The 22,938-nt window shown below is 69.8% G+C and carries 20 protein-coding genes and 1 pseudogene; 5 read left to right on the top strand and 16 right to left on the bottom strand.

Annotated elements, in window-relative coordinates; all coding sequences use genetic code 11:
• Nucleotides 1–400: 400 nt before the first annotated feature.
• Nucleotides 401–579, top strand: a pseudogene (locus tag RV986_RS01500) (IS5 family transposase); the annotation flags it as partial.
• Between the two features lie 18 nt (nucleotides 580–597).
• Here RV986_RS01500 and RV986_RS01505 read toward each other — a convergent pair.
• Nucleotides 598–747, bottom strand: coding sequence for a hypothetical protein (locus RV986_RS01505; protein WP_475915636.1), 150 nt, complete (start codon nucleotides 745–747; stop codon nucleotides 598–600).
• An 87-nt stretch (nucleotides 748–834) separates the two neighbouring features.
• Between RV986_RS01505 and RV986_RS01510 the strand changes: the two genes are divergently transcribed.
• From RV986_RS01510 to RV986_RS01520, 3 genes are read left to right on the top strand one after another with little or no spacing between them, the layout of a single operon-like run.
• Nucleotides 835–972: a transposase gene (locus RV986_RS01510; RefSeq protein ID WP_475915637.1), complete on the top strand. Its 138-nt coding sequence runs from the start codon at nucleotides 835–837 to the stop codon at nucleotides 970–972.
• Nucleotides 969–1,151, top strand: a complete 183-nt coding sequence (locus RV986_RS01515) for a hypothetical protein (protein WP_475915638.1) — start codon at nucleotides 969–971, stop codon at nucleotides 1,149–1,151. Before RV986_RS01510 ends, RV986_RS01515 begins: the two co-directional genes overlap by 4 nt.
• Nucleotides 1,148–2,041 (top strand): IS3 family transposase, encoded by an 894-nt coding sequence (locus tag RV986_RS01520; RefSeq protein ID WP_475915639.1) that lies wholly within the window; start codon nucleotides 1,148–1,150, stop codon nucleotides 2,039–2,041. The genes RV986_RS01515 and RV986_RS01520 overlap by 4 nt, the downstream gene beginning before the upstream one ends.
• A 1,022-nt stretch (nucleotides 2,042–3,063) precedes the next feature.
• On the opposite strand, the gene RV986_RS01525 is transcribed toward RV986_RS01520, so the two are convergent.
• The 15 genes from RV986_RS01525 to RV986_RS01595 all read right to left on the bottom strand — a co-directional run bounded on the left by RV986_RS01525 (nucleotide 3,064) and on the right by RV986_RS01595 (nucleotide 21,433).
• Nucleotides 3,064–3,447: a BBE domain-containing protein gene (locus tag RV986_RS01525; RefSeq protein WP_475915640.1), complete on the bottom strand. Its 384-nt coding sequence runs from the start codon at nucleotides 3,445–3,447 to the stop codon at nucleotides 3,064–3,066.
• 657 nt (nucleotides 3,448–4,104) lie between these two features.
• Nucleotides 4,105–4,377 (bottom strand): hypothetical protein, encoded by a 273-nt coding sequence (locus RV986_RS01530; RefSeq protein WP_475915641.1) that lies wholly within the window; start codon nucleotides 4,375–4,377, stop codon nucleotides 4,105–4,107.
• Nucleotides 4,378–4,783: 406 nt separating this feature from the next.
• On the bottom strand, nucleotides 4,784–5,590 hold the full coding sequence (locus RV986_RS01535) for an ABC transporter ATP-binding protein (RefSeq protein ID WP_475915642.1): 807 nt from the start codon (nucleotides 5,588–5,590) through the stop codon (nucleotides 4,784–4,786).
• 55 nt (nucleotides 5,591–5,645) lie between these two features.
• Nucleotides 5,646–6,683, bottom strand: coding sequence for a FecCD family ABC transporter permease (locus RV986_RS01540; protein WP_475924150.1), 1,038 nt, complete (start codon nucleotides 6,681–6,683; stop codon nucleotides 5,646–5,648).
• A 17-nt stretch (nucleotides 6,684–6,700) separates the two neighbouring features.
• Nucleotides 6,701–7,744, bottom strand: a complete 1,044-nt coding sequence (locus RV986_RS01545) for an ABC transporter substrate-binding protein (protein WP_475915643.1) — start codon at nucleotides 7,742–7,744, stop codon at nucleotides 6,701–6,703.
• Between the two features lie 90 nt (nucleotides 7,745–7,834).
• Nucleotides 7,835–12,286 (bottom strand): amino acid adenylation domain-containing protein, encoded by a 4,452-nt coding sequence (locus RV986_RS01550; protein WP_475915644.1) that lies wholly within the window; start codon nucleotides 12,284–12,286, stop codon nucleotides 7,835–7,837.
• Nucleotides 12,273–12,530 (bottom strand): phosphopantetheine-binding protein, encoded by a 258-nt coding sequence (locus RV986_RS01555; RefSeq protein WP_475915645.1) that lies wholly within the window; start codon nucleotides 12,528–12,530, stop codon nucleotides 12,273–12,275. Before RV986_RS01555 ends, RV986_RS01550 begins: the two co-directional genes overlap by 14 nt.
• A 32-nt stretch (nucleotides 12,531–12,562) precedes the next feature.
• Nucleotides 12,563–14,125, bottom strand: a complete 1,563-nt coding sequence (locus RV986_RS01560; protein WP_475915646.1) for a fatty acid--CoA ligase — start codon at nucleotides 14,123–14,125, stop codon at nucleotides 12,563–12,565.
• A 47-nt stretch (nucleotides 14,126–14,172) separates the two neighbouring features.
• Nucleotides 14,173–14,700, bottom strand: a complete 528-nt coding sequence (scoD, locus tag RV986_RS01565) for a (2E)-enoyl-ACP glycyltransferase (protein WP_475915647.1) — start codon at nucleotides 14,698–14,700, stop codon at nucleotides 14,173–14,175.
• Nucleotides 14,697–15,587: a (3R)-3-[(carboxymethyl)amino]fatty acid oxygenase/decarboxylase gene (scoE, locus tag RV986_RS01570; RefSeq protein WP_475915648.1), complete on the bottom strand. Its 891-nt coding sequence runs from the start codon at nucleotides 15,585–15,587 to the stop codon at nucleotides 14,697–14,699. The genes scoD and scoE overlap by 4 nt, the downstream gene beginning before the upstream one ends.
• Before the next feature lie 62 nt (nucleotides 15,588–15,649).
• Nucleotides 15,650–15,889, bottom strand: a complete 240-nt coding sequence (locus RV986_RS01575) for an acyl carrier protein (protein WP_475915649.1) — start codon at nucleotides 15,887–15,889, stop codon at nucleotides 15,650–15,652.
• A complete protein-coding gene (locus RV986_RS01580) occupies nucleotides 15,886–17,013 on the bottom strand; it encodes a beta-ketoacyl-ACP synthase III (protein WP_475915650.1) in 1,128 nt (375 codons plus the stop codon). The genes RV986_RS01575 and RV986_RS01580 overlap by 4 nt, the downstream gene beginning before the upstream one ends.
• 71 nt (nucleotides 17,014–17,084) lie before the next feature.
• Nucleotides 17,085–18,497 carry an MFS transporter gene (locus tag RV986_RS01585; RefSeq protein ID WP_475915651.1) on the bottom strand — a complete coding sequence of 471 codons (1,413 nt, stop codon included), beginning with the start codon at nucleotides 18,495–18,497 and terminating at the stop codon, nucleotides 17,085–17,087.
• Between the two features lie 271 nt (nucleotides 18,498–18,768).
• Nucleotides 18,769–19,521 (bottom strand): aspartyl/asparaginyl beta-hydroxylase domain-containing protein, encoded by a 753-nt coding sequence (locus tag RV986_RS01590; RefSeq protein ID WP_475915652.1) that lies wholly within the window; start codon nucleotides 19,519–19,521, stop codon nucleotides 18,769–18,771.
• Between the two features lie 982 nt (nucleotides 19,522–20,503).
• Entirely contained in the window at nucleotides 20,504–21,433 is a 930-nt protein-coding gene (locus RV986_RS01595; protein ID WP_475915653.1) for a sulfurtransferase, read from the bottom strand.
• Nucleotides 21,434–21,883: 450 nt separating this feature from the next.
• Here RV986_RS01595 and RV986_RS01600 point away from each other — a divergent pair, with 450 nt between their 5' ends.
• On the top strand, nucleotides 21,884–22,816 hold the full coding sequence (locus RV986_RS01600; protein WP_475915654.1) for an ABC transporter substrate-binding protein: 933 nt from the start codon (nucleotides 21,884–21,886) through the stop codon (nucleotides 22,814–22,816).
• Nucleotides 22,817–22,938 lie beyond the last annotated feature (122 nt).

Consider the following 22,938-nt stretch of genomic DNA (forward strand, 5'->3'; position numbering starts at 1 on the left):
CGTGCACTGTGGCGCCCGCCAGAACCTGGCCCGGTGGCAGTCCAAGGCACCAGAATCGTCTGGCCGCCCCCTGAGAGTCCGGGCCAGCCCGCGGGATGGTATCTGACCAGGTCCGGTCACCTCTGCGTCATTTGCCGGAGGTTGCTCTCCGAGGGGCCGGGGGTCTGGAGCACCCTGGCTGCGGTGGCCGAGCCGGCGCAGGTTCGCCGAGCGGGTCACGGCAGGCTGCAGATCGGCATACAGATGGCGCCGGGCCCCTGCGTTCCCGTCGGCGAGCGTCCGCGTGGGCACGGGGCGCGGCCGGCTGGGCGGAGGTCGGGGCGGTGCAGGGCGGCCGAGAACGTTGAGGGCAGCCTGGGGCCACATCACGGCGCCCGGGATTCACTCCATCCCCCGAACTCCGCGGCACTGGATCGTCGAGCGGACCTTGCAACCGGCTGGCTCATGCACCACCGACGCCTCGCCCGCGACTACGAGACCCACCCCCACCGCTCCGAAGCCATGATCAAGGTGGCGATGGTCGACCTCATAAGCCGCCGACTCACCCGCGAATCCACCCCGAACTGGCGCGACGTATGACCACCGCGCACGGCGTCATCACGAGTTCGCCGGCCCCTGCCGCAGCACTTTGAATCGCTGATCCACCAGATCAACACACTCATGCAGACCCGGCGTCGGCAGACCGACACGCTCACGCATCACAGCAATGGCCTGCACGTTCCGCCCGGCCGAGACGAGGCTGTCCACCTCCGCCTGCACCTCGACCGTGAAGCTTCCCCTTGATCGTGGACACCTGGAGACTGGGACGTGAAAGCCCAGAGGAAGCAGTGCCAGGTGGGAAGCAAGTACACGAATCGGTACTCGGACGAGTACAAGCGGGACGCGATCGAGCTCGTGCGGTCGTCGGGCCGGACGGTGACCGAGGTCGCCCGGGAGCTCGGGGTCAGTCGGAGTCGTTGCGGGGCCGGGTGAAGAAGGCCCGCGCCGCCCAGGACACCGGATCGGTCCCCGCCGCCGGGCGGGCCGGGCACAGTGCCGCTGACCGGGACGAGGAGCTGAAGCGGCTGCGGAAGCTGACCGCCGAGCAGGCCAAGACGATCGAGATCCTGAAAAAAGCGACCGCCTTCTTCGCGAAGGAAAGCGACCGGTGAGCGAGACATGCCGGTTCATCCATGCGGAGAAGGCGAACTACACGGTCGTGCTGCTATGCAGGGTGATGGAGACGGCCCGCTCTACGTACTACGCGTGGGTGGCCGGAGCCGAAGCCCGCGAGGCGAGGCGGGGGGCCGATGAGGCCCTGGCGCACGAGATCACGGTGATCCACCTCGCATCCCGGCGGAACTACGGCGTCCCGCGCGTCACCGCCGAACTGCGCCGGCAGGGCCGACCGGTCAACCGCAAGCGGGTGGCACGGGTCATGCGGGAACACGGCATCGCCGGGAACAGCCGGCGCACCGGCCGCCGCAGCCTGACCAAGGCCAACACCAAGGCCGCCCCGTCGCCGGACCTCATCGGCCGGGACTTCACCGCCACCCGCCCCGGCACGAAGATCGTCGGGGACATCACCTACATCCCCACGGCCGAGGGCTGGCTCTACCTCGCCTCGTGGCTGGACCTGGCCACGCGCGAGATCATCGGGTACCCGATGGCCGACCACCATCGCGCTGAACTCGTCGTCGACGCCCTGGACATGGCCGTCGCACCGGGTCGCCCGGAACCCGGCTGCGTGATCCACAGCGACCGCGGATCGGAATACACATCCGGACAACTCCGCGACAGAATCAGCAAGTTGGGACACCGGCAGAGCATGGGCCGAACCGGAAGCTGCTTCGACAACGCCGCCGCGGAGAGCTTCTGGGCCGTCAAAGAGGAGATCGGCACCCGCTTCTGGCCCGACCGGGCCACCGCCCGCGCCGGCATCTTCGACTTCATCGAGACCTTCTACAACAGACGCCGCCTGCGCAAGCACATCCACTGGGGCTATCTCACGCCCCACGAGACACGCCTGCGCTACCGGCAAGACCAAGCCCTCGCGGCGTAACAACAACGTGCCCAAGATCACGGGGAAACTTCAACTCCTCCATGCCCCTGACCATCGGCGGCTGCGTCAACAGCGCAGCAGCCACCAGCCCCTACCTGGCCTTCCCCGGCTCTGTCGCAGAGGTCCACGTATACCCACGGACACTGTCAGCGACCGAGGTCAGCGCACTGCACTGACCCCACCGCCAACCCGGGCCCCGCCGCTCCCACCAGGAGCGGCGGGGCCCGTTCGTGTCCGTGGCGGGGGGGGCGAGCTGGCTGCGCCGCCCGTTCCGACGACACCACGACGCCGAACGGCGAGCGATCTTGATGGTCAACGCCCCGCTGGCGGCCACCGAATCGCCACGCCTGCCACCAAGCCGACCTCCTCCGCAGGGGTACGCAGGTGACACCCGGGGAACCTGACGGCTCTTCAGAGCGAGTGTCAGATCAAGCTTTCGGCATCCTTGCGGAGTCGGGACAAGGGAACCACCGTTCATTGCCACACCGACCGAGACGGCAGTTTGAGGTTCCCGACTTGCATTGGCCGTAGCGGAGCGCGGTTGGGTTGGCCGCTCCTAAGCTTCCGTGGGACGCCGGGTTGGATGGCTCGGGACGGCGCCGAAGTGCGCCACCCATCAGTGGTTGACGACGGTGATCACATCTGGGACCAAGATCCGGACCATAGGCGGGCCAGTCCCCCCGAGGCCCATCTCGACATCTGCTATTCCAGCTGGTCAACGACGTACGCGGTGTGTACCACCAGCAGACAAAGAATCTGCTGGCAGGCTTCCGCGCTGCCTGTAGTCACTCAGCGTACCCACGGTGGCCACTCAGATGGACCGGCTTCCGCCGTCGCCACTGCCCGCGGCACGGGTCACCCTTGGGGAGAATCTGGGGAGTACGGACCCTGCTGGGGAGCGCGTGGGGAGAATCGGCTAGGCAAAGTCACACGATCCTGAAAGGCGCTGAAAGACTCATTGCCGCAGGTCAGGGACGGTGAAGGCAGAGTCGACGCAGGTCAGAGCCATCCGGTGGACAACTTCATGACGTGCGCCCCGAGATCGTCGGCCTCGACGAGCCCCGGCAGCGAGCCGCCCTCATGCGGCGGCGTGAGGGCGGCTCAAGGCGACAGCAGTCAACTTTCAGCAGGCCATCCGAGTCCTTGGCCTCACAACCCACGACCAACTCCAGACACGCGCACTCCAGGGAGTCTGCCGGATCTCCATCGCCGCCAACGTCCCAAGGGAGTCGGGTGCGTACGCTGCCGATGGCCTGACCGTAGCGGAACAGGTGGCGGGGATCGTAGTGGCCTTTGACTGCGGTCAGGCGGCTGTAGTTGTTGTCGTAGTAGGCGGTGCGCCAGTCCTGCAGGTCCGGGTCGGGGAAGTGCACGTACGCGGCGAAGTCCGTCGTCGACGGCGCCAAGGGGCCTTCCCTCAGGCACATGACCGACGCCCCAACCGTCGGCGTGGTTTGCGGAGCCCGAGGCGGTTGTCGGTCAGTCCTCCTCAGTAGGAGAGCGAAGCGGCCGCCGACGCGACCGCGTCAGCTCCGGATCGCTCTGCTCCGGAGCCTCCAGGAGTCCCCCGAGGTCAACTCGTTCGACGGGCAGAAGCCGTGGGGACTCCTCCGCGGATGGTGTGCTCCTGGTGGCGGTCGGGCCCGTGCCGAGTCGGCGTCGCGTGGTGCTCATGACGGGAGTCTTGCGCATGCCCTGGGGCCCTCGGAAGGGAGCCCCGGTCGTACGAGGCGTAGTCGGTCGGATCCCTCCGGACCGAGGCCGGAACGTAGATCCATCCGGCCGAGTACCGCTTGGCGATCGCACCGGGCAGCCAGATCCTGCTGCAGCCCGTCGGCCCGGGTTCGGTGGGTACTTCCCACTCGACCAGGTGAGCCTGCTCGGACAGACGAGGTCCGGTGCGGACCGTGCAGTCGCAGAAGGTCGCATTGCGCTCGCTCCACCGGCCACGGAACCCCCTCCCACCCCTTCGACACAGCGTGCAGGTAGAGCTGCTGGAGATGTGCCACCTCCTGGCTCCACGTACCACCGTCGACCCTGGGCCCGCGGACATCACGCCGACGTCAGTGGTGGTCGGCGAGGTGACCGGCCTCGGTGGCATCCCTCCGGACCTTCCCGCCACGCGTTGGCGACGGGGTGGCACAGATGGCTGGCGTGAACCCGGAACCGATCGCGACCTTCTGCGGCGACCGCAACCGCGGTTGTCCCCAGCTCTTCAGCTCTTCCTGGACCCGGAAGCACCCGAGGACAAGCGGGTACGCGTCACCGACGGCTTCGGCCAGCAGGTGCGGACGAGCGAGGAGCAGTTCACCGGGCTCGTTCTGGGCCGCCCACATCGCATCGTCTCCGGTGCGGGTCCTGGCCCTCAGGCCCCGGGCGGGTGTGGTGCGGTGTGCCGAGGGGCTCGGCCTCGTCATGGATCACGGCCGGACCACGGCACCGCCGTACGATCCGCTGGTCCATCCCGGAGGCGACGGCACCCGCTCCCTGGTGAAGTACGAGCCGCACCTGGCGCGGCCGAGGGAACCGCACCGGCAGGGAACGGTCCTGGCAAGCGTGTGCACCGGCTTGCTCGTCCTTGTGGTGGCCGGACTGGCCGGTCTGGCCGGTCTGGCTGGTCTGCCGGTGTGTCGGCCGGGATCGACATGGCACCGCACCTGGCGCTCCGTTGCGGCGGGGCCGAGGAGAGCGAGCTGCCCCGGACCGGAATCCAGGACGAGCCACACGGCGCGTGACGGGGTGTCATCGCTCCGCGGGCTCGGGCTCGGCCTCCCGGTCGAGGGCGAGTGGCTGGGCGGCATACGTGATGCGGACGACGCCGTCGGGGTGTCGTTCCGTGGCGCCCCGTACGCCGAAGACCTCGCACAGGAGATCTGGTGTCAGGACCTCCAGCACGGGTCCCGCCACCACCACCGCGCCTTCGTGGAGCACGACGAGGTGGTCGCAGAGCCGGGCGGCCAGGTCGAGGTCGTGGAGGACCGCCAGGGTGGTGATCCCTGTGCTGCGGATCAGGTCCAGGAGCTCGAACCGGGCGCGGATGTCGAGGTGGTTGGTGAGTTCGTCGAGGACCAGGAGCCGGGGCCGTTGGGCAAGGGCTCGGGCCAGGAGGACGCGCTGGCGTTCGCCGCCGGAGAGGGTGGCGTAGTCGCGGTCCGCGAAGGGACCGACTCCGCAGCGTTCGACCGCCTCGGCCACGGCCTCGCGGTCCTCGGCGCCGTCCCGGCCCATCAGTCCGTGGTGGGGCGTACGGCCGAGGGCGACGATCCCGGTCACGGTCAGGCCGGTCGTGGTGCCGGCTTCCTGGAGGACTGCCGCGGTGCGGCGGGCGGCGGTGCGCGCGGACAGCTCCCATACGTCGTCGCCGCCCACCCTGACCACGCCGTCGGCCGGGCGCAGCGAGCGGTAGACCGTACGGAGCAGGGTGGATTTGCCGCTGCCGTTGGGGCCCACGAGGCCGACGATGTCGCCCTTGGCGGCCTCCAGGTTCACCTCGTGGAGGATCGGTTTGCGGTCCAGGGTGATGTGGAGCTGGTCCACGGTCAGTTTCATACGCCGTCCAGGCTCTTCATACGGTGTCCAGGCCCTCCATGCGGTGTCCAGCCCTTCATACGGTGTCCAGGCCCTTGTTGCGGCGCAGCAGCCACAGGAAGAAGGGGGCGCCGAGCAGGGCGGTGAGGATGCCCAGCGGCAGTTCGTTGGGGCGGTTGACGGTGCGGGAGAGCAGGTCGACGAGGACCAGGTAGATGGCGCCCAGGAGTGCGGTCAGGGGCAGCAGTCTGCGGTGGTCCGCGCCGGTGGTGAGGCGGACCAGGTGGGGGATCATCAGGCCGACGAAGCCGACGCCGCCGGCCACGGCGATGACCGTGCCGGTGAGCAGCGCGCTGATCACCAGCAGGACGGCGCGCAGCCGGTTGACGTCCACGCCGAGCGCGGTCGCGGACTCGTCACCGGCCAGCAGGGCGTTGAGGCGACGGCCGAACAGAGTCAGCACGACGGTGCTGGTGAGGACCACCACGGTGACGGTGGGCAGTTGGCTCCACTGGGCGCCTGCGACGCTGCCGAGCATCCAGAACATCACCGTCCGCAGTTCGGTGGGCGTCGCCAGCAGCTGGACGAAGCTGGTCACCGACAGCAGCACATAGCCGACCGCGACCCCCGCCAGCACCAGCCGGGTCGGAGCCAGCCGGCCCTGCCGTTGCCCCAGGGCGAAGACCAGCGCGCCGGCCGCGAGGGCGCCGACGAATGCCGCGCCGGACACGCCGAGACCGCCCAGCCCGCCGAGCGCGACACCGCCGAGAGTGATGACCAGCACGGCGCCCAGCGAGGCGCCGTAGGAGAAGCCGAGGACGACCGGGTCGGCGAGCGGGTTGGAGACCAGGGTCTGGAGCACCGCCCCGGCGACGGCCAGGCCCGCGCCGACCAGGGCGGCCAGGGCGACGCGCGGTGCCCGGAAGGTCCACACGATCTGGTCCAGCGCCGGGTCACCGGCGGCTCCCCGGCCGGTGACGTGGTGCAGGAGGATTCCCCACACATCCGCCACCGGGATGTTCACCGCTCCGATGCTCACCGCCACCACCATCACGGCGACGAGGAGGAGAAGCAGACCGACGAGCGCGAGCGGCAGCCGCAGACGGCTCGGGATCGGCCCCGGGCCCAGGCTCAGAACCTGTCGGGGTGCAGAGCCTTGGCGATCTTCTCGACGGCCAGGTCGTTGCTGGGGCCGAGGTACATCGAGTCGGACAGTGCCACGTACGTGTTGTTCTTCGCGGCCGGCCACTGGGGGAACTCCTTCAGCAGTTTCTTGGCGTAGGCCGCCGGGTTCGGGTCGTTGTAGCCGATGACGACGAGTGCGTCCACGTCGGTGGCGGCCACCTTCTCCTTGCTCAGGTCGGCGAAGGAGGTCTTGGATGCCGACGCGAAGGCGTTGCTGCCGCCGGCCTTGGCGAGGATGTCGTTGTAGATGCCCTTGGCGACGACCGAGCTGAAGTCGTTGCCGCCCATGGCCATGTTGGAGAACAGCACCATGACCTTCGGCTGCTTCTCGCCCTTCACCTTCGCGGAGACGTCGGCGATGTTCTTCTCCGACGCGGCGATCAGCTTCTCGGCGCGGTCGCTGACGTGGAAGATCTTGCCCATGTCGCGCAGCAGCGTGTAGCTGTCGGCGATGGTCATCTTGGAGGTGTCCTGGTCGCAGCCCTGCGGGGAGACGTAGGTGCCCGCGCCCACCTCCTTGAGCTGGTCGCGGGTGGCGAAGCCGTTCTTCTCGTCGAAGCCGTACGAAGTCGTGGACAGCACCAGGTCCGGCCGCAGCCCGATCATCGCCTCGCGCGGGATGTCGTACGCGTCATTGAGCTTGACGTTGCCGGTCGGCAGAGCCTTGATGGCCTTGGCACGGCCGGCCACCTCGGACATCCCGTAGCTCTGCTGGTTGGCGACGACGCGGTCGCCCACGCCGAGGGAGAGCAGCGTGGAGACCTCGGCCACCGAGGCGCCGTTCATCACGACCACCCGGCTGGGCTCCTTGGTGAACTTCTCGGACACCCCGCAGTTCTTGAGGGTCACCGGGTAGCCGGTCTTCACGGCGGCCGCGGCCGCCTTGCCGCCGGTGGCGGTGCCCTGGTCGGTCGAGGAGTCGGCGCATGCCGCTGTGACCAGACAGAGGGCGCCGGCCAGGGCGACGGCGACCGGCCGTTTCTTCGACATGCTGGCTCCTTGCTGCGGAGTGTTCGTGAGGCGACGGGTTCTGTTGCAGTAGTCGGGGGGCGGAGCCCCTGAGTTCCCGGACATGCCCAACTACCTTGCGGAAGTGGCGGGATGAGTCTGTTTCCCGGCCGGGGCGGGCAGCGTTCCGGTGGTGACGCAGTGGTCGAGGTAGCGGAAGACGAGGTCGCGGTCGACGGGCGGGCAGGTGATACCGCTGCCGCGCAGACCGTTCACGACGTTCTCGGCGCGGACACGTCCCAGGCGCAGGTCGGGCCCGGTCGTGTCGTCGGTGTTCGCGTCCCAGGAGTCGAAGAAGGCGAGCGTGGTCGCCCTCACGCCGGACTCACCGATCACGCCGGACTCACCGGACTCACCGGACTCACCGGACTCACCGGAGGAGTACGGCAGTTCGGCACGCCACTGGGCCAGCGGCATGCGCCGCAGCGGGTAGCCGTACTCCTCCAGCCAGTCGTAGACGTCACCCAGTCTCACCGGGTCGGCGGTGGCGTGGTTGAAGACGGTCGCGCCCGGCGGGCGCTGTCCGAGGCAGAGGTGGACGAGGGTCTGGGCGACGTGGTCGACCGGTGTCCAGGTCTCCTCCTCGAACAAGTCGGGGACGATGCCCGCGGGAACCCCCGCGCGCAGCACGCTCCAGAGGAAGTCCCGCTCGTTGACGTAACCGGTGGCGTACGGGCCGACGATCCGGCCGAGCCGGTGCACAGTGACCGGCAGGCCCCTCTCCGCGGCTTGTTCCAGTAGGCGCTCGGCCGCCCACTTCGACTGCTGGTAGCCGTAGCGCAGTCCGGGGTGGGGCGGAAGGAACTCCTCCAATACCGCCGGAGCAAGGCCGAGGGGCGGGGCGACGGAGAGGGTCGACACGAAGTGCAGGGGGGTCGAGCGCACGGCCGCCATGCGCAGCAGGTCCCGGGCGGACGCGGTGTTGGCGGCGCGGAGGGTGGCGTACTCGCGCATGATGCTGACGGTCGCCGCGTTGTGGATGATCGCGCCGCAGGTGCGGGCGAGTTCGGCGAAGAGCGCCTCGTCCAGGCCGAGGCGGGGGCGGGCGAGGTCCGCGGGGACCGCCGTGATGCGTTGGTGTGCCGCGTCCGGGAGGTGGAGCAGGTGGGTTCGCAGGGCCTGGTGGATGCGCGCGGTGGCCTCGGCGGAGCTCGCGGCGCGGACCGTGCAGACGACCTCCGCGCCGGTGCTTGTCAGAAGTTCGGCCAGCAGGTGTACGCCGATGAAGCCGGTGGCGCCGGTGAGGAGGATTCTGTCCGGTGTGCCGCTCGCCGGGGGGCCGTCGCCGGGGCGGATGTCCGGATCGAGGACTGCGTCGGCGAGGAGGGCCGCCGGAAGGCCGGGCCCAGCCGAGCCAGGCTGTACCTGCTCCTGCTCCTGCTCCTGCCGCTGCTGCTCCTGCTCCTGCTCCTGCTCCTGCTCCTGCTCCTGCTCCTGCTCCTGTTGCTCCAGGAAAATCGCCAGTTCGGCGGGCGTCGGGTGCTGGAAGAGCCAGGCGACCTTCACGTCACGGTGCAGTTCGACGCCGAGGCGGTTGGCGACCTGGATGGCCTGGAGCGAGTGGGCCCCCAGGTCGAACACGTCGTCCCGCACATCGACGACGGCCACGCCGAGCGCCTGTTGCCAGACGGCGGCGATGGTGCGCTCCAAAAGCGTTCTGCCGGAAGCGGCCGCCCGCACATCGGGGTCGGGGGCCGTCGTGGCGAGCGCGTGCCTGTCGATCTTCCCCGAACTCGTCCGGGGCAGGCGGTCACGGAACTCGACGGCCGACGGAACCACCGCCGCGGGCAGCGTCTTGCGAAGGTGGTCCCTGATCCCGGCCACGGCCGGAGCTGGACCGTCCGGAACGACGTACGCGACCATGCGCCGCGTCCCGTCTCCCAGCACCTGCCCTACGACAGCCGCGTGACGGACTCCCGGGTGACCGAGGAGGGCGCCCTCGACCTCGGCCGGGTGCACACGGTGTCCGCTGATCTTGAACTCGGTGTCCGACCTGCCCAGGTAGCGCAGTTGCCCGTCGTCGCCGATCCGTACCAGGTCGCCGGTGCGGTAGGCGCGGGGCGCTCCGGGGAGCTGGTCGAGGGGGGCGAAGCGGGAGGTGTCAGGTGGCCGGTCTCCGCGGTAGCCGATGGCCAGGTTGTCGCCCAGGAGGTGGAGTTCGCCGTCGACGACCGCGGCTCGGGTGCCGGGCAGCGGCAGCCCGATCGGGACGTCTCCCGGAGCGAGCGAGGGGTCGTGGAGGTCGGCGACGGTGGCGACCACGGTGGCCTCGGTCGGCCCGTAGGTGTTCAGCAGCCGGACCGACGTGCCGACGGCCCTGCGCCAGCGGTCGACCCGTTCAGGCAGAGCCGCCTCACCGCCGATGACGACGGTGCGCACCTCGGCGGGCAGAGTGACCTGGCCGGTCGAGACGGCGAAGGCCAGTTCGTGCCAGTAGGCCGTGGGCAGGTCGAGGAAGCTGATCCGCAGCCGTGCGCAGGCGCCCAGGAAGCCGGGGACCGAATCGGTCATGTCGTCGCTGCGGACGACGAGCGTGGCGCCCGCGCACAGCGTGAGGAAGATTTCCTCGACGCTGGTGTCGAAGTGCAGGGGGGCGAACTGCAGGACGCGGTCCCGGTGGTGAAGACCGTAGCGGTGCGTGGCGCCGGCGACGAAGTGCGCGAGGGCGCGGTGGCCGATCTCGACGCCCTTGGGGCGCCCCGTGGAGCCGGAGGTGTGGAGGACATAGGCGAGGCCGTCCGGCGTCGGTGCCGGCGGGTGGGCCGCTTCGGACTCGGGTTCCGGCTGGTCGTGTCGCAGAACGGCCCGGTCCCCGAAGTCGTCGGCGTGGGCGCTGGTGGTGAGGACGAGTACGGGCCGGGCGTCGTCCAGCAGTTCCGCCCTGCGGGCCGGGGGCCCCGTCGGGTCGAGTGGGCAGTAGGCGGCGCCGGAGAGCAGGACGCCGAGGAAGGCGGTGATCGCGTCGATACCGCGCGGCAGGGCCACGGCCACCAGGTCGCCGTGGCCGACCCGACGGGCAGCCAGTCGGCGGGCAAGTGCACGTGCCGATCCGAAGAGTTGGGCATACGTGATGCTGTTGCCATCGTGCTCGACGGCGACGGATCCACCGCGCCGGACGGCTTGGTCGGCGATCAGGCCGAGGACCGGGCGGACGGCGCCGGGCAACGGCCCACCGTCCAGGACCGGGACGGGCTCGCTCGCGCGCAGGTCGCCGAGCGCTCGCTCGGGGGCGGCGACGGCCTCCCTGAGCAGGGTGAGCAGTCCCTGCTGGAGTGCGGCGACGTCCGTCTCGTCGTAGAGGTCGGGGTTGGCGTCCAGGGCGATGCGCAGTCCCCCGCCCTCGGAACGGTCGTAGACGTTGACGGACAGGTCGTCGACGGGGCCCGCGGAGACGTTGTGCACCGTGCTGCGGTGGCCGGCGAACCGCAGGTCGTACGCGAAGGGCATGATGTTGACGCCGGGACCGGACAGCCGGCGCTGTCCGCCGACGAGCTTGAGGTCGCGCCGCAGTTGCTCGTAGCGGTAGCGCTGGTGCGGCAGTCCCGCGCGGAGTTCGCGGGAGATCCGGGTGGCGAGGTCGCGCAGGCTGTCCGACCGAGTGACCGCGACGCGCAGGGGCAGGATGTTGCGCACCATGGAGGGGACGCGCAGCGATACGGAGCCCAGGCGTCCCATCGTCGGCAGACTGAGGACGATCTCCGGTGCGCCGGTCGCGCGGTGGAGCTGGGCCACGGTCACGGCCAACAGCAGCTCGGACCAGGTGAGTTCGAGGTCGCGGGCGACGGCACGCAGGGCCTTCGTCCGCGTCGCGTCGAGGTCCGCCACCCGCCGGTGGAACGTGCGCGCGGGCAGGGCCGTACGGCCGGCGGGTGTCGCCACGGGCGGCCGGTCCGCGAACCGGTCCGCCCAGTAGGCGCGGGCCTTGGTGAAGCGGGGCGAATCCCGGTAGGCGCGTTCCTCGTCCCGCACCGAGGCCAGGGTGCCGAAGCCGCCGTCCTCCACCGGCTCGCCCGCCGTCAGGGCCGTGTAGACCTGGGCGACCCGGCCGGCGACCAGCGAAAGACCGAAGCCGTCGAGGGCGATGTGGTGCACGCGGTGGTACCAGAGGTACTGCTCCGGTGCGGTGCGCAGCAGGGCGTGGCCGAAGACGGGGCCGCGCGCGAGGTCGACGGGGCGGCCCATGTCCTCGTCCATCCAGGCCAGGGCCGCGGCGTGCGGGTCGGGCTCGGCGGTGAGGTCGGCCGTGTGCAGGCGCCAGTCGCCGGCCGGGGCGTCCGTCTGCCAGGGGCGGCCCTGGTCGTCGACGACGAAGGCGACGTTCAGGGCCTCCGTCTCCGCGACCACCTGGTGCAGGGCCGTGTCGAGGACGGCCGTGTCGACCGGTCCGTCGATGAGCACGTACTCGGCCGTGTTGTACGCGGGACTGTCCGGGTCGAGCTGCTGGCCGGTCCAGATGCCTTCCTGGGCGGCCAGCAACGGATGACGCCGCGTTGTGTCACTGATGTCGCTGTCATGCGTCGGCATGGTCCGCTCCCCTCTGCCCTGCGGAGAGCAGCTGCCACCACTGAGCGAACGAGGTGCACTCGGCGAGTTCGACGAAGGTCACCTCCGCGCCGGTCTCCCGCCACCGTTCGAGGAGGGTGACGATGCGCAGGGAGTCCAGTCCGGCGTCCATGGGGTTCTCTTCGAGGTCGACCTCGTCGGGCTGCTGGTACAGGAATTCCGCCAGGTCCGCGCGGAAGCCCCAAAGCGTGAGGGGAGCAGGCATGTCGTTCTCTCTCCATCGGGCCTGGTGGAAGGTCAGTTGACCTTGCGTGTGGCGGCGCCCCAGAAGCGGTCGCGCAGCTCGCGGCGCAGGATCTTTCCGCTGGGGTTGCGCGGGACGCTGTCGATGAACTCGTAGCGGGCGGGCAGCTTGAAGCTCGCGAGTCGCGGGACGAGGAAGGTGTGCAGGTCCCGGGGGCTCGGCGGCTGGCCGGGCGCAGGGACGACGAAGGCGTGCACGTACTCGCCCCAGCGTTCGTCGGGGGCGCCGACGACGACGGCCTCCGCGACGCCGGGGTGGTGCTCCAGTACGTTCTCGATCTCGGCGGGGTAGACGTTCTCGCCGGCGACGAGGATGGCGTCCTTGATGCGGTCGCGGATGAAGATGTAGCCGTCCTCGTCGACGTATCCGGCGTCCCCGGTGTGGATCCAGCCGTCGACGAGGGTCTCGGCAGTCTTGTCGGGCAGTCCCCAGTACTCGACCATGTGGGCCGGCGTGGCCAGGCAGACCTCCCCGACAGCGCCCGGCGGCAGTTCGCGCCCCTCGCCGTCGATCACCTTGGCGCGCACCCCGGGATAGGGGTGACCCGCCGCCTGCATGAGGGAACCTCCGGGGACATGAGCGGCCGGGGGCAGACAGACGGCGGTGTTGCCGGTCTCGGTGAGGCCGTAGATCTGGGCGAACTCGCAGTCGAGAACGGCGAGGCTCTCCTCCAGCAGTGCCTCGGAGATCGGGGAGCCGCCGTAGACGGTCTTGCGCAGGGTGGTGAAGTCCTTGGCGCCGACGCCGGGTTCGGTCAGCATCATGCGCAGCATGGCCGGGACGACGCAGGCGGTGGTGATGCCGAGGTCGCGGATGAGGTCGACGGCCTGGCGGGCGGCGAAGGCCCGCATCGCGACGATCGTCGTCCCTGCGTTGAAGTTCTGCGTGGCCCACCACAGGCCTCCGATGTGGAATCCGGGGATGCCGATCAGCGCGATGTCACCGGCGCGCCAGTCGATCCAGTCCAGCCCTTCGCTCGCCAGCGCGTCACGGATCGCGAAGAAGCTGCGGTGGGCGAGCACGACACCCTTGGGCAGTCCGGTGGTGCCGCTGGTGTAGAGCTGGGCGACGGGGGTGTCGGGGGTGACGTGCGCTGTCGGGTCGGTGTCGGGATGAGATGCCTTCCAGACGGCGAAGGGCTCTCCCAGCTCGACGATCGTGCCCGGGGGCGCGGTCGGCATCTTCTCGACGATCGACCCGAACTCCTCCTCCATGAAGAGCAGTCGGGTCCCGGAGTCCCGCAGGATGTGGCTGACCTCGGGCGCGGTGAGCCGCCAGTTGACGGGTACGAGCACGGTGCCGCTCTTGGCGCAGCCGAAGAGGATCTCGTAGTAGTGCTCGGACTCCTTGCCGAGGTACGCGACCCGGTCGCCCGGCGTGAGTCCGGCGGCCCGGAGGGCGTGGGCGATGCGGTTGCTCTTGCGGTGCAGTTGCTCGTACGTCACCGTGCGGCCCTCGAAGAGAATCGCGGGGGTCGTGGGGCGGTGGTGTGCGTGGAAACTCGTGGTCTGGACGAGCGTCCGGAGCTGCGGGTGGTGGAGCCTGTCCATGGCCATGGGAGGTCTCCGTCCTCTCTTGCCGCTGGGTGGGGTGGAAGGGCGCGTCAGGGGACGTTGACGAACGCCAGGATCGCCTCGCCGTCGCACCGGCCCGAGTCGGCGTCCCAGTAGCGGAAGGCGGTCTCGGCGTGGAGGAACGGGCTGCCGCCTGCCGGGGCGCGCCGGGTGACGGACCGGAATTCCATCTCCCCGGAGAACGCACGGGGGTTGACGGGTCGCCGGAAGGTGGCGGCGAAGCGGGCGATCAGAATGTCAGGGAGCTGGTGCTTCCAGAAGTCGTCCAGCGTCCAGGATTCGAACCCCTCCTGCAGCCCTTCTTTCACGGACTTGGCGACGAGGTAATACATCATCTGGTTGTAGCAGATGTTCACCTCGACGGAATTCAGGTGGCCGGTGTCGTCGATGTAGCAGGACTCCGGAATCACGAATTCGCAGCGGACGACGGCTCGTCCGGCGTCGCTCTCGGTCACAACGGCCGAGCGCAGGTACTTGCAGTGGTCCTTGTAGGGCACCAGAACCTGCGCCAACAGGTCCTCGTCCGTGCGGTGCTCGGCCATGGAGGGGGCCGTCATGCCGCGTCGATCCCGTCGTGGAGCTTGCGCTCGTCGTGCACGGTGACGCGGTAGGAGACGGTCGGCTCGGGGGTGGTCGTGTGCCGGGCGCGATGGATGAGGCTGCGGTTGTCCCAGACCAGCAGGTCGCCCCGTTCGAAGCTCTGCAGGTGGATGTTGTCGTGCTCGAAGGTCTCGTCGAGCTGGCCGGTGGCCTCGAACAGGCGCCCGAGCAGTTCGTCGTCGAGCGGCTTGCCGTCCTGGTCCTCGATGCCGACGGTGAAGCCCTCGCTGATGTAGAGGACCGTCTCCCCGGTCATGGGGTGGGTGAACGTGGTCGGCTGGAGGACCGCCGGGGTCTTCCTCTCGACCTCCTCGATGATCTCGGAGATGGGCCGGTAGACGTCGTGGGGCCGGATTTTGAAGTACTTGCGCACGGAGTGCCGGCAGTACGTTCCGTCGGTCTCCTTCTTGAGCTCCTCGGGCAGCCTGTCGTACGCCCGGCCCATGTCGATGAAATACGTGCCACGGTTCTTCTGCGGAATGACCTGGGGGTAGATCAGGGTGATTCCGAAGGGGTCCGGCATGAACTGGTAGTCGGCGTGCCAGAACTTTCCGGTCTTCGGTACACCTATCTGCTTTCCGTTCTCCGGCACGTTGGACGAGACGAATATCTCCGTGACCTCCGGGTGGTGGTACATCGGCTCGTAGTAGGTCTCCGGACGCCCCAGCCGCTTGCCGAGTTCGAGGAACTCCTGGGGAGAGAGGTCCTGGCCCTTCAGGACGGCGATCTTCTTCGTGTAGAGGGTGCTTTTGAGCGCGTCGATGTCGGCGGCCGAGGCGGTGGCATGGTCGAAGCCCTCGACCGTCGCGCCGATCGCGGTGCCGGGCTGTTCATTGATCCGCATGGGTGCTGCCTTTCGTGGAGTTGGAGTGGGGAGGGAGGGGAGGGAGGGGAGAGCAAAGGAGGTCAGACGGCCGCTTGACGGGCGTCGACGAGTCCGGCGAGATCGCCGAGGCTGAGGTCGGGCAGGAGTTCGTCGTCGCCGACGACCACACCGAGCTCGCGTTCGACACGGATGCTGACCTCGACCATCGTCAGCGAGTCGACGCCCAGTTCGGCGAAGGTCGCCTCGGGGCTGAGCCGGTCCGCGGGGGCGTCGTGCAGTCTCGCGAGAATCCCGACCAACTGCTCGTAGGTGGCGCTCATGACGTCGTCCGTTCTCCTTGGTCGTACAGATGGGCTGATGGGTCGAACAGATAGGCCGATGGGTCGTAGAGATGGGCCGGTTGCTCGTACGGATGGGCCGGCGCGGGGAGCGTGGGCCAGGTCAGGAGGCAGGAGCCCCAGGTGAGGCCGCCTCCGAAAGCGGTGAGCAGAAGCCGGTCGCCGGGCCGGAGCGCCCGGCGGGCAGCCGCGTCGGCGAGGGCGAGCGGAATGGACGCGGCACCCGTGTTCCCGACGGACTCGACATGGGTCACGCACCGCTCGCGGGGGAGACCGAGGTCGTCGGCCACCGAGTGCAGGATCCGCAGATTGGCCTGGTGGGGTACGAAGTGGTCGACGTCGTCGATCTTCCAGCCGGCCCGGGACAGTGTGGCGCGCGCCGACTCGGCCATGCGCGTCACGGCATGGCGGTAGACCTCCTTGCCCCGCATGGCGAAGTGCCGGCCCTGGCGGCTGGGTTCGCCCGGCCGGGAGCGCTGGCGGGAGCCGCCGGCCGCGACCATGATCAGGTCCTCGTGGGCGCCGTCGCTGCCGAGGTCGAAGTGGCCGACCGCGCCGGGCTCGTCGGGGTGTCCGGCGCGCAGGACGACGGCTCCCGCGCCGTCGCCGAAGATGATCGCGTTGGCCCGGTCGAGGGGATCCACGATCGTGGAGTAGGTGTCCGCCCCGATGAGCAGGACCCGTTCGGCCACGCCGGCCGCGATGAGCCCGGCGGCCGAGGCGAGGCCGTAGACGAACCCGGTGCACACGGCGCCGATGTCGAAGGCGGCCGCTCCCGTCAGACCGAGCCGTGCGGCGACCGCGGGCGCGGTGGCCGGGCAGCTGTGGTCCGGGGTCGTCGTGGCGACCACGACGGCGTCGATCCTGTCCGTCGTGGCGCGGGCGAGCGCTCTGCGGCCGGCTTCGACGGCCAGGTCGGATGTCGCCTGTCCGAGGTCGACGGCGTGCCGTCGGCGGATCCCGGTCCGGGTGCGGATCCATGCGTCGTCGGTGTCGAGCCGTCGCGCGAGGTGCTCGTTGGTCACCACGCGGGACGGCACCCATCCGGCCAGCCCGCACAGGACGGCGGCCGGAGGAGCGTAAGGACCGGCGGCGGTAGGGGACATGGGGATTCTCCTGGCATGACGGAGGACGGACCGGAGGCCCGGACACGGAAATGGGGGGCGAAGGGAGGTGTCTAAGGGCTGGTGCTGGTGGCCCTGCGAAGGGCGAGCAGTGCGAGCGCGCCGCAGCCGATGCCGCCCGCTATCGCGAACACGGCGGTACGGATGCCGTCGAGAAGCCCCGGCCCGGAGGCGTTCTGCCCGACGCCACCCGCGACCGCGACCAGTACGGCGAGGCCCACCGCGCCGCCCACCTGCAGGGTGGTCGACGCAAGGCCGGAGGCGATGCCCTGGTCACCGGGGGCCACCCCGGCGGACGCGGCGATCCACATCCCCGTCCAGGCGGCCCCCTGACCGAGACTCAGCAGCACGATCCCGGGCAGAAGCGCGGGATACGAGCCGTCCGAGGCAAGCGCCAGGCCGAGTGCCGCGGCTCCGGCGGCGCCCAGCGTCATGCCGCCGACCAGCATGCGGCGCATACCGAAGGCGGACACGGCCCGTTCGCCGGCCTGCGTACCGACGGCCACCACCACGGCGGGCACGAGGAACGCGAGCCCGGTCGCGACCGCGCGGTACCCGTGAACTGTCTGGAAGTAGAGCGTCAGGAAGTACGGCACCGAGCTGAACGTCGCACTGAACAGGGCGGTCACCCCCATCGCCGCGAGCAGGCCGCGGTGGGCGAACAGCCGTGCCGGTACGAGCGGATCACGGGACCTGCGCTCCACCACGGCGAAGAGCGTCAGCAGGCAGACCGACAGCACCGCGCTCGCCAGGGCCGTGGGCGTGTCCCAGCCCTCCGCGGGGGCCTGCACCAACAGGAACACCAGGAGCGTGATCCCGCCCGTCGCGGTCAGCGCACCCGCCACGTCGAAGTGCCGTGAGCGGTCCCACGGACCGTCCGCGGGAAAGAGCATCCACCCGGCCACCGCGAGGGCTCCCGCCACGGGCACGTTGACGAAGAACACCGAGGGCCAGCCGAACGCCTCCACCAGGACCCCGCCGAGGAGGGACCCGAAACAGAGCCCGCCGGCTCCCGCGGCACCCCACACCGCCAAGGCCCGGTTCCGTTCGGGCCCTTCGTCGTACAGGGTGGTGATCAGGGACAGCGTCGCCGGGAACAGCAGGGAGCCGCCGATGCCCTGGACCGCCCTGACGGCGACCAGGACGCCGGGCGTCTGAGCCAGGCCGCCCACGAGCGACGACCCCGCGTACAGCAGCGCCGCGACGACGAACATCCGACGCCGGCCGAGCAGATCGGCGGCCCGGCCGCCCAGCAGCAGGAGGCCTCCGGTGGCCACGACGTAGGCGCTCACCACCCACTGCAGGTCGTGGTCGGAAAAACCCAGCCCGGCCCCGATGTCGGGCAGGGCGACGTACACGATGTTGTAGTCGAGCGAGATGACGAGCTGCCCCAACGCCAGAACAAGCAGCGGTAGTCCGATTGACTTTCGGAGCGGATCCTTGGCCGACTCTGTCGTGGACATCATCGATCACCCCCTCGGGGTCACAATATTCGGAATTCCCACGGAATGAATTTCCGGAAGACCAACGGATTTCCGCCACCGTAGCAGTCCGATTCAGGCTTGGGAATGGGCAACTTCTCGACGCTCATTATGTATTCATGGAACATCGGGGCAGCACTGACAACCGGCAGTCGAAAAATGCCGGTTCGACGAGAACAGGGAATTCTCCAGTCGAATTCCTTACCCCCGCGTCAGTCCTCCATCAGTCCCCCATCAGTCCTCCGCCAGCCATCCATCAGCCATCCCCCATGAGCCGACGGATCTCGGTGATGAGGGCCACCAGAGCCCGACGCTCCGGAGCGGTGGTTTCCGGATGCCAGAGGTCGATGAGCAGGCAGGTTCGTGGGCGAGTGCCCGTGTTGCGCGCCCCGTGCTCGAAGGAGTAGTCGAAGAGCAGGCACTTTCCCTCTTCCCAGGAACGCGTCTCCCCGGCGACCGTGATGCTGCACCCGTCGGGGATGTCCACGGCGAGATGCAGGTTGATGCTGAAGTTCCACAGGTCGCAATGGGGTTCGATGACGGCGCCCGGCAACAGAGTGGAGAAATGGCATTCCAGGAGAGGGCATATTTTGCCCGTGTCGACGGCGACGTCTTTCAGCACCTGATAAGCGGTGGGAGCCGTGGCTGCCGACTCTTCGGTGAGACTTCCCTTACGGAAGAGGTAGAGGGCCTGCCAGTCCTCCTGGCGCTTCAGATAGTGCTCGTAGTCCGAGAACGCCTCCCGCCGTGCCACCCATGCGGCATTCAGCTCTTTCTTGATCGCCTGATGACTGGCCTCCAGTTCATGGACGACGGGGGCCAGTTCGGGGTAGGCGTACGGGTCGTGCCAGGGAGTGGGAGAGAGCCCCGGCATGATCCACTTGGCTGCCCTCTGCAGCGGATGCCGATCGCTCCCGCCCGGCTCCAGCATCTGCTCGACCCGAGTGATCGATTCGGTACCGAACTCGGCTCTGATCGCGGCGAAGGCGTTCTCAATCTCTGGTGTCATGCGGTGCTCCGGAGTTCGACGGCCGGGGTCACGGGGCAGCGGTCGACGTCCGGAGTGCCGTGCCCCGGCGCTCGAACTCCACGATCGCCTCCGTGTACGTGACCGCAGCGCTTCCTCACTCGCGTTCCCGCAGCCACGGGGCACCATCGATGTCGATCTCCGCCCGGCCGCCGGGGCCGACCCGTCGACCGAAGCCTCCGCCGGGCACGACTAGCAGAAGTCTGCGTTCCACGTGTGCCGAACCGCCTTCGCCCGAAGTTCCGCGCTTCGACCTGCCGACCTCGCACGGTGGTCAGCAGGTGTCGAGCTGCGCTGTCGAACCAGTAGTCGGTCGCGAGTGGGCTTGAGTTCCCGCGTTCTCCGGGCCAATTTCCCTTGCCCTGGCGGCACTTGGTGACACCTGGCGACACTTGGGGACACCTGAGGTCACCTGAGGACACCCCGCCGCATCTCAGCCGGCCACTGGCATGGTCGCGCTCCGACGTGCCCGATCCCCGGGCGGCCTGGCGAACAAGTAGTCGCGCCGCCGGACCGCCCGGTTCCCGTTTCGCGCAGCGTTCTGTTCACCCGCGGCGCAGCCCACCAGACCCGCGGCACAGCCCACCAGGACGCCGGGGACACCCTCCACAACGAAACCCAGCCAGGCGTAACCGCCCGCCGGCACGGCCAGGGTGCCCAGGGGCCGAGCCCCGCCGCTACCTCCCGCGGACCACTGGGCAGGCCGCTCCGGCCCCGGCACACCAACGGCTTCAGGGCTGCACAGACAACTCCAGTGCCTGTCACCAGAGTTCGTTCGCTTCGGACCATGGCCCCCACAGGGCGGCCGTACCGTCCCCCCTCCCCCACCGCTTCCCCAGCGGTATCGGCGCCGGTCTGGCCGACGGCCAACCCGGCTCCGGGACTACGTACGCCCACCTCGGCGACCACCCCGCCTCCCGGAGCAGGCCCGACGCGGTGCCGGACGCGGCGTGAGCCCCGGGACTCAGGTGCCCGTCGCGAGCGGCCGGGACGGATCCTGGGACCATTCCTCCAGCGAACCGTCGTACAGGGCGATGTCCTGACGGCCCAGGAGTGTGAGGGCGAGCGCGGTGCCGGCGGCGGAGATGCCGCCGCCGCAGTAGAGGATCACCGGTGACTCGTCGACCTTGAGGACCGTGCCGACGCGTTCGGCGAGTTCGGCGGTGGGCAGGAACCGGCCCGTGCCGTCGAGGAGGCCGCGCCCCGGCAGGCTGAGGCTGCCGGGGATGTGGCCGCGTCGGCTGTAGCGGGTGGGGGCGGAGCCGTCGAAGCCGCCGGGCGGCAGCGCACACACCAGCGTGCCGGGGCGCTCGCCTCGGCTGACCGCCTCCACCGTCTCGATGCCGGTCCACATGCCGGGACGGGATACGGGGGTGAGGGGACCGGTGACCGGTGTGGCACTCGTCTCGCCGCCACCCGTCTCGTCGCCGCGGGCGATCGGGTGTCCGCCCGCCTCCCACGCCTGCCATCCAGCGTCCAGCACCGCAACCGGTACGGAGATCGACCGCAGCATCCACCACAGCCGGGCTGCCCAGATGCCCCCGCCGCTGTCGTAGACGACGACCTCCGAGCCGTCGCGGACATCGAGCCGCTGGAGGGCGGCGGCCAGCGCCTCCGGTGCCGGGACCGCGAAGTGGTACGGCGCCTCCCGGTCCGACAGTTCGCCCGTGAGGTCCGCGTGGCGCGCGCCGGGGATGTGACGCTCGGCCCACTCGGCGCGGCCGCTGCCGGACCGGTAGTCGCCGTCGTGGCGGGGTGACGGCAGCAGCGCGGTGGCATCGAGGACGACCAGCCGGGGGTCGCCGAGCCGGGCCGCGAGCCACGCGTCGTCGACCAGCGGTCCGGGGAGCAGACGGTCGGGAAGCAGGGGGTCGGGGAGCAGGGCGTCGGTCATGGCGGGGATGCTAACCCGGCGGTGCCCGCCGGGAACGCGTCTGATCTGCGAGATCTCGTTCACCAGACGAGCTCGTCCCACATGGTGGGATTCGTTTGCGCAACAGCGGCCGCCCGGGGTTATGGTTTCGGCCATCTACGCGGGAGCCCCTACCCGGTTGGGCTGAGAGGGCGTCTGGGAGCGGTGTCGGCATCTGTCGGCCCGGTCCCCATGGGAACGCCGACCGCATCACTTGAGCCACAGTGCCCGCGTAGGAGTACCGGATGTCTTCAGCAGTCGAGCAGCAGTGTCCCCCGGCGTTCGCCGCGGCGGCCCGCTCCTGTTGTTGACCCGCCCGGTCTCTCCCTTCTCCTTCTCTTTCTCACCAGGCAGTCAGGCCACGGGCCCGCACGCCTGAGTGCCGTCCGCATTCTGCTTTCTGCCGTCTGCCGTCCACGGAGCCATCTGTCCATGTCACACGTCCGCGTCATGCTCGACTACTTCCACCCCTGGCCGAATTCCGCCGGTTTGTACGTCGCCCGGGAGCGCGGCTGGTACCGCGAGGCGGGCCTGGACGTGGAACTCACCGTCCAGGATCCGGGACGCGGCGACACCCTGGAGTACCTGGTCCGGGGCGAGGTGGACTTCGGTCTCTTCCCGCCCAACCGGCTGCTCGCCCGCCGCGCCACCCCCGGCCGGCCGCTGCTGGCCGTGGCCGCCGTCAACCATCGCGCCCTGGAGGCGATCCAGACCGCCCGCCCCACCGGCATCACCCGCCCCCGCGACCTGGCCGGACGCCGCCTCGCCTACAACCCCACCCCGCGTGGACGCGCCATGGTCCGGCATCTGGTCGCGGCCGACGGCGGCGATCCGGACGCCGTGATCACCGTCGACGCGGGCTACCGCGAGCTGACCGTCGACGACATAGCGGCCGGCGAGGCGGACGCCACCTTCGGCACCTACTGGTCCTGGGACGCCCTGCGCGGCGACCTGCCCGAAGAGCAGCGCCTGACCTGGCCGGTCGACGAGATCGGCGCCCCCCGCTACCACAGCTACCTCCTCGGCACGAGCGAGAGCCTCGCCGACGCCCGCCCCGACCTGGTACGGGCCTTCCTGGCCGCCACCGCCCGTGGCTACGCCTCCGCGGCGGCCGACCAGATCGGCGCCCGCGCCCTGCTGGAACGCGTGATCCCCTACTTCTCGCGCCCCCTGATCGCCCGGTCCCTCAGCCTGGTCGCCCCGACCTGGACCGACGCCGACGGGAACTGGGGTGTCATCGACGAGACCCGTATGGGCCCCTACGCCGACTGGCTCGCGCGGCACAAGGCCGTCCCGCACGCCCGCGACTGGCGGTCCTCGTACACGAACGACCTGCTGGCCACCGTCCCGGCGAGCGCCGAATGACCTGCCAGGCAAGGGAACTGACGAGGCGCATGGCCATCGACCTCATGCGGGTCGACAGCGCGCTGTGTCGGGCGTGAAGAGCACGTCTCCACGCCCCCAGCACCGCCGCGCCCATCCGAGGA

This window comes from Streptomyces sp. RLA012, from assembly GCF_056270325.1.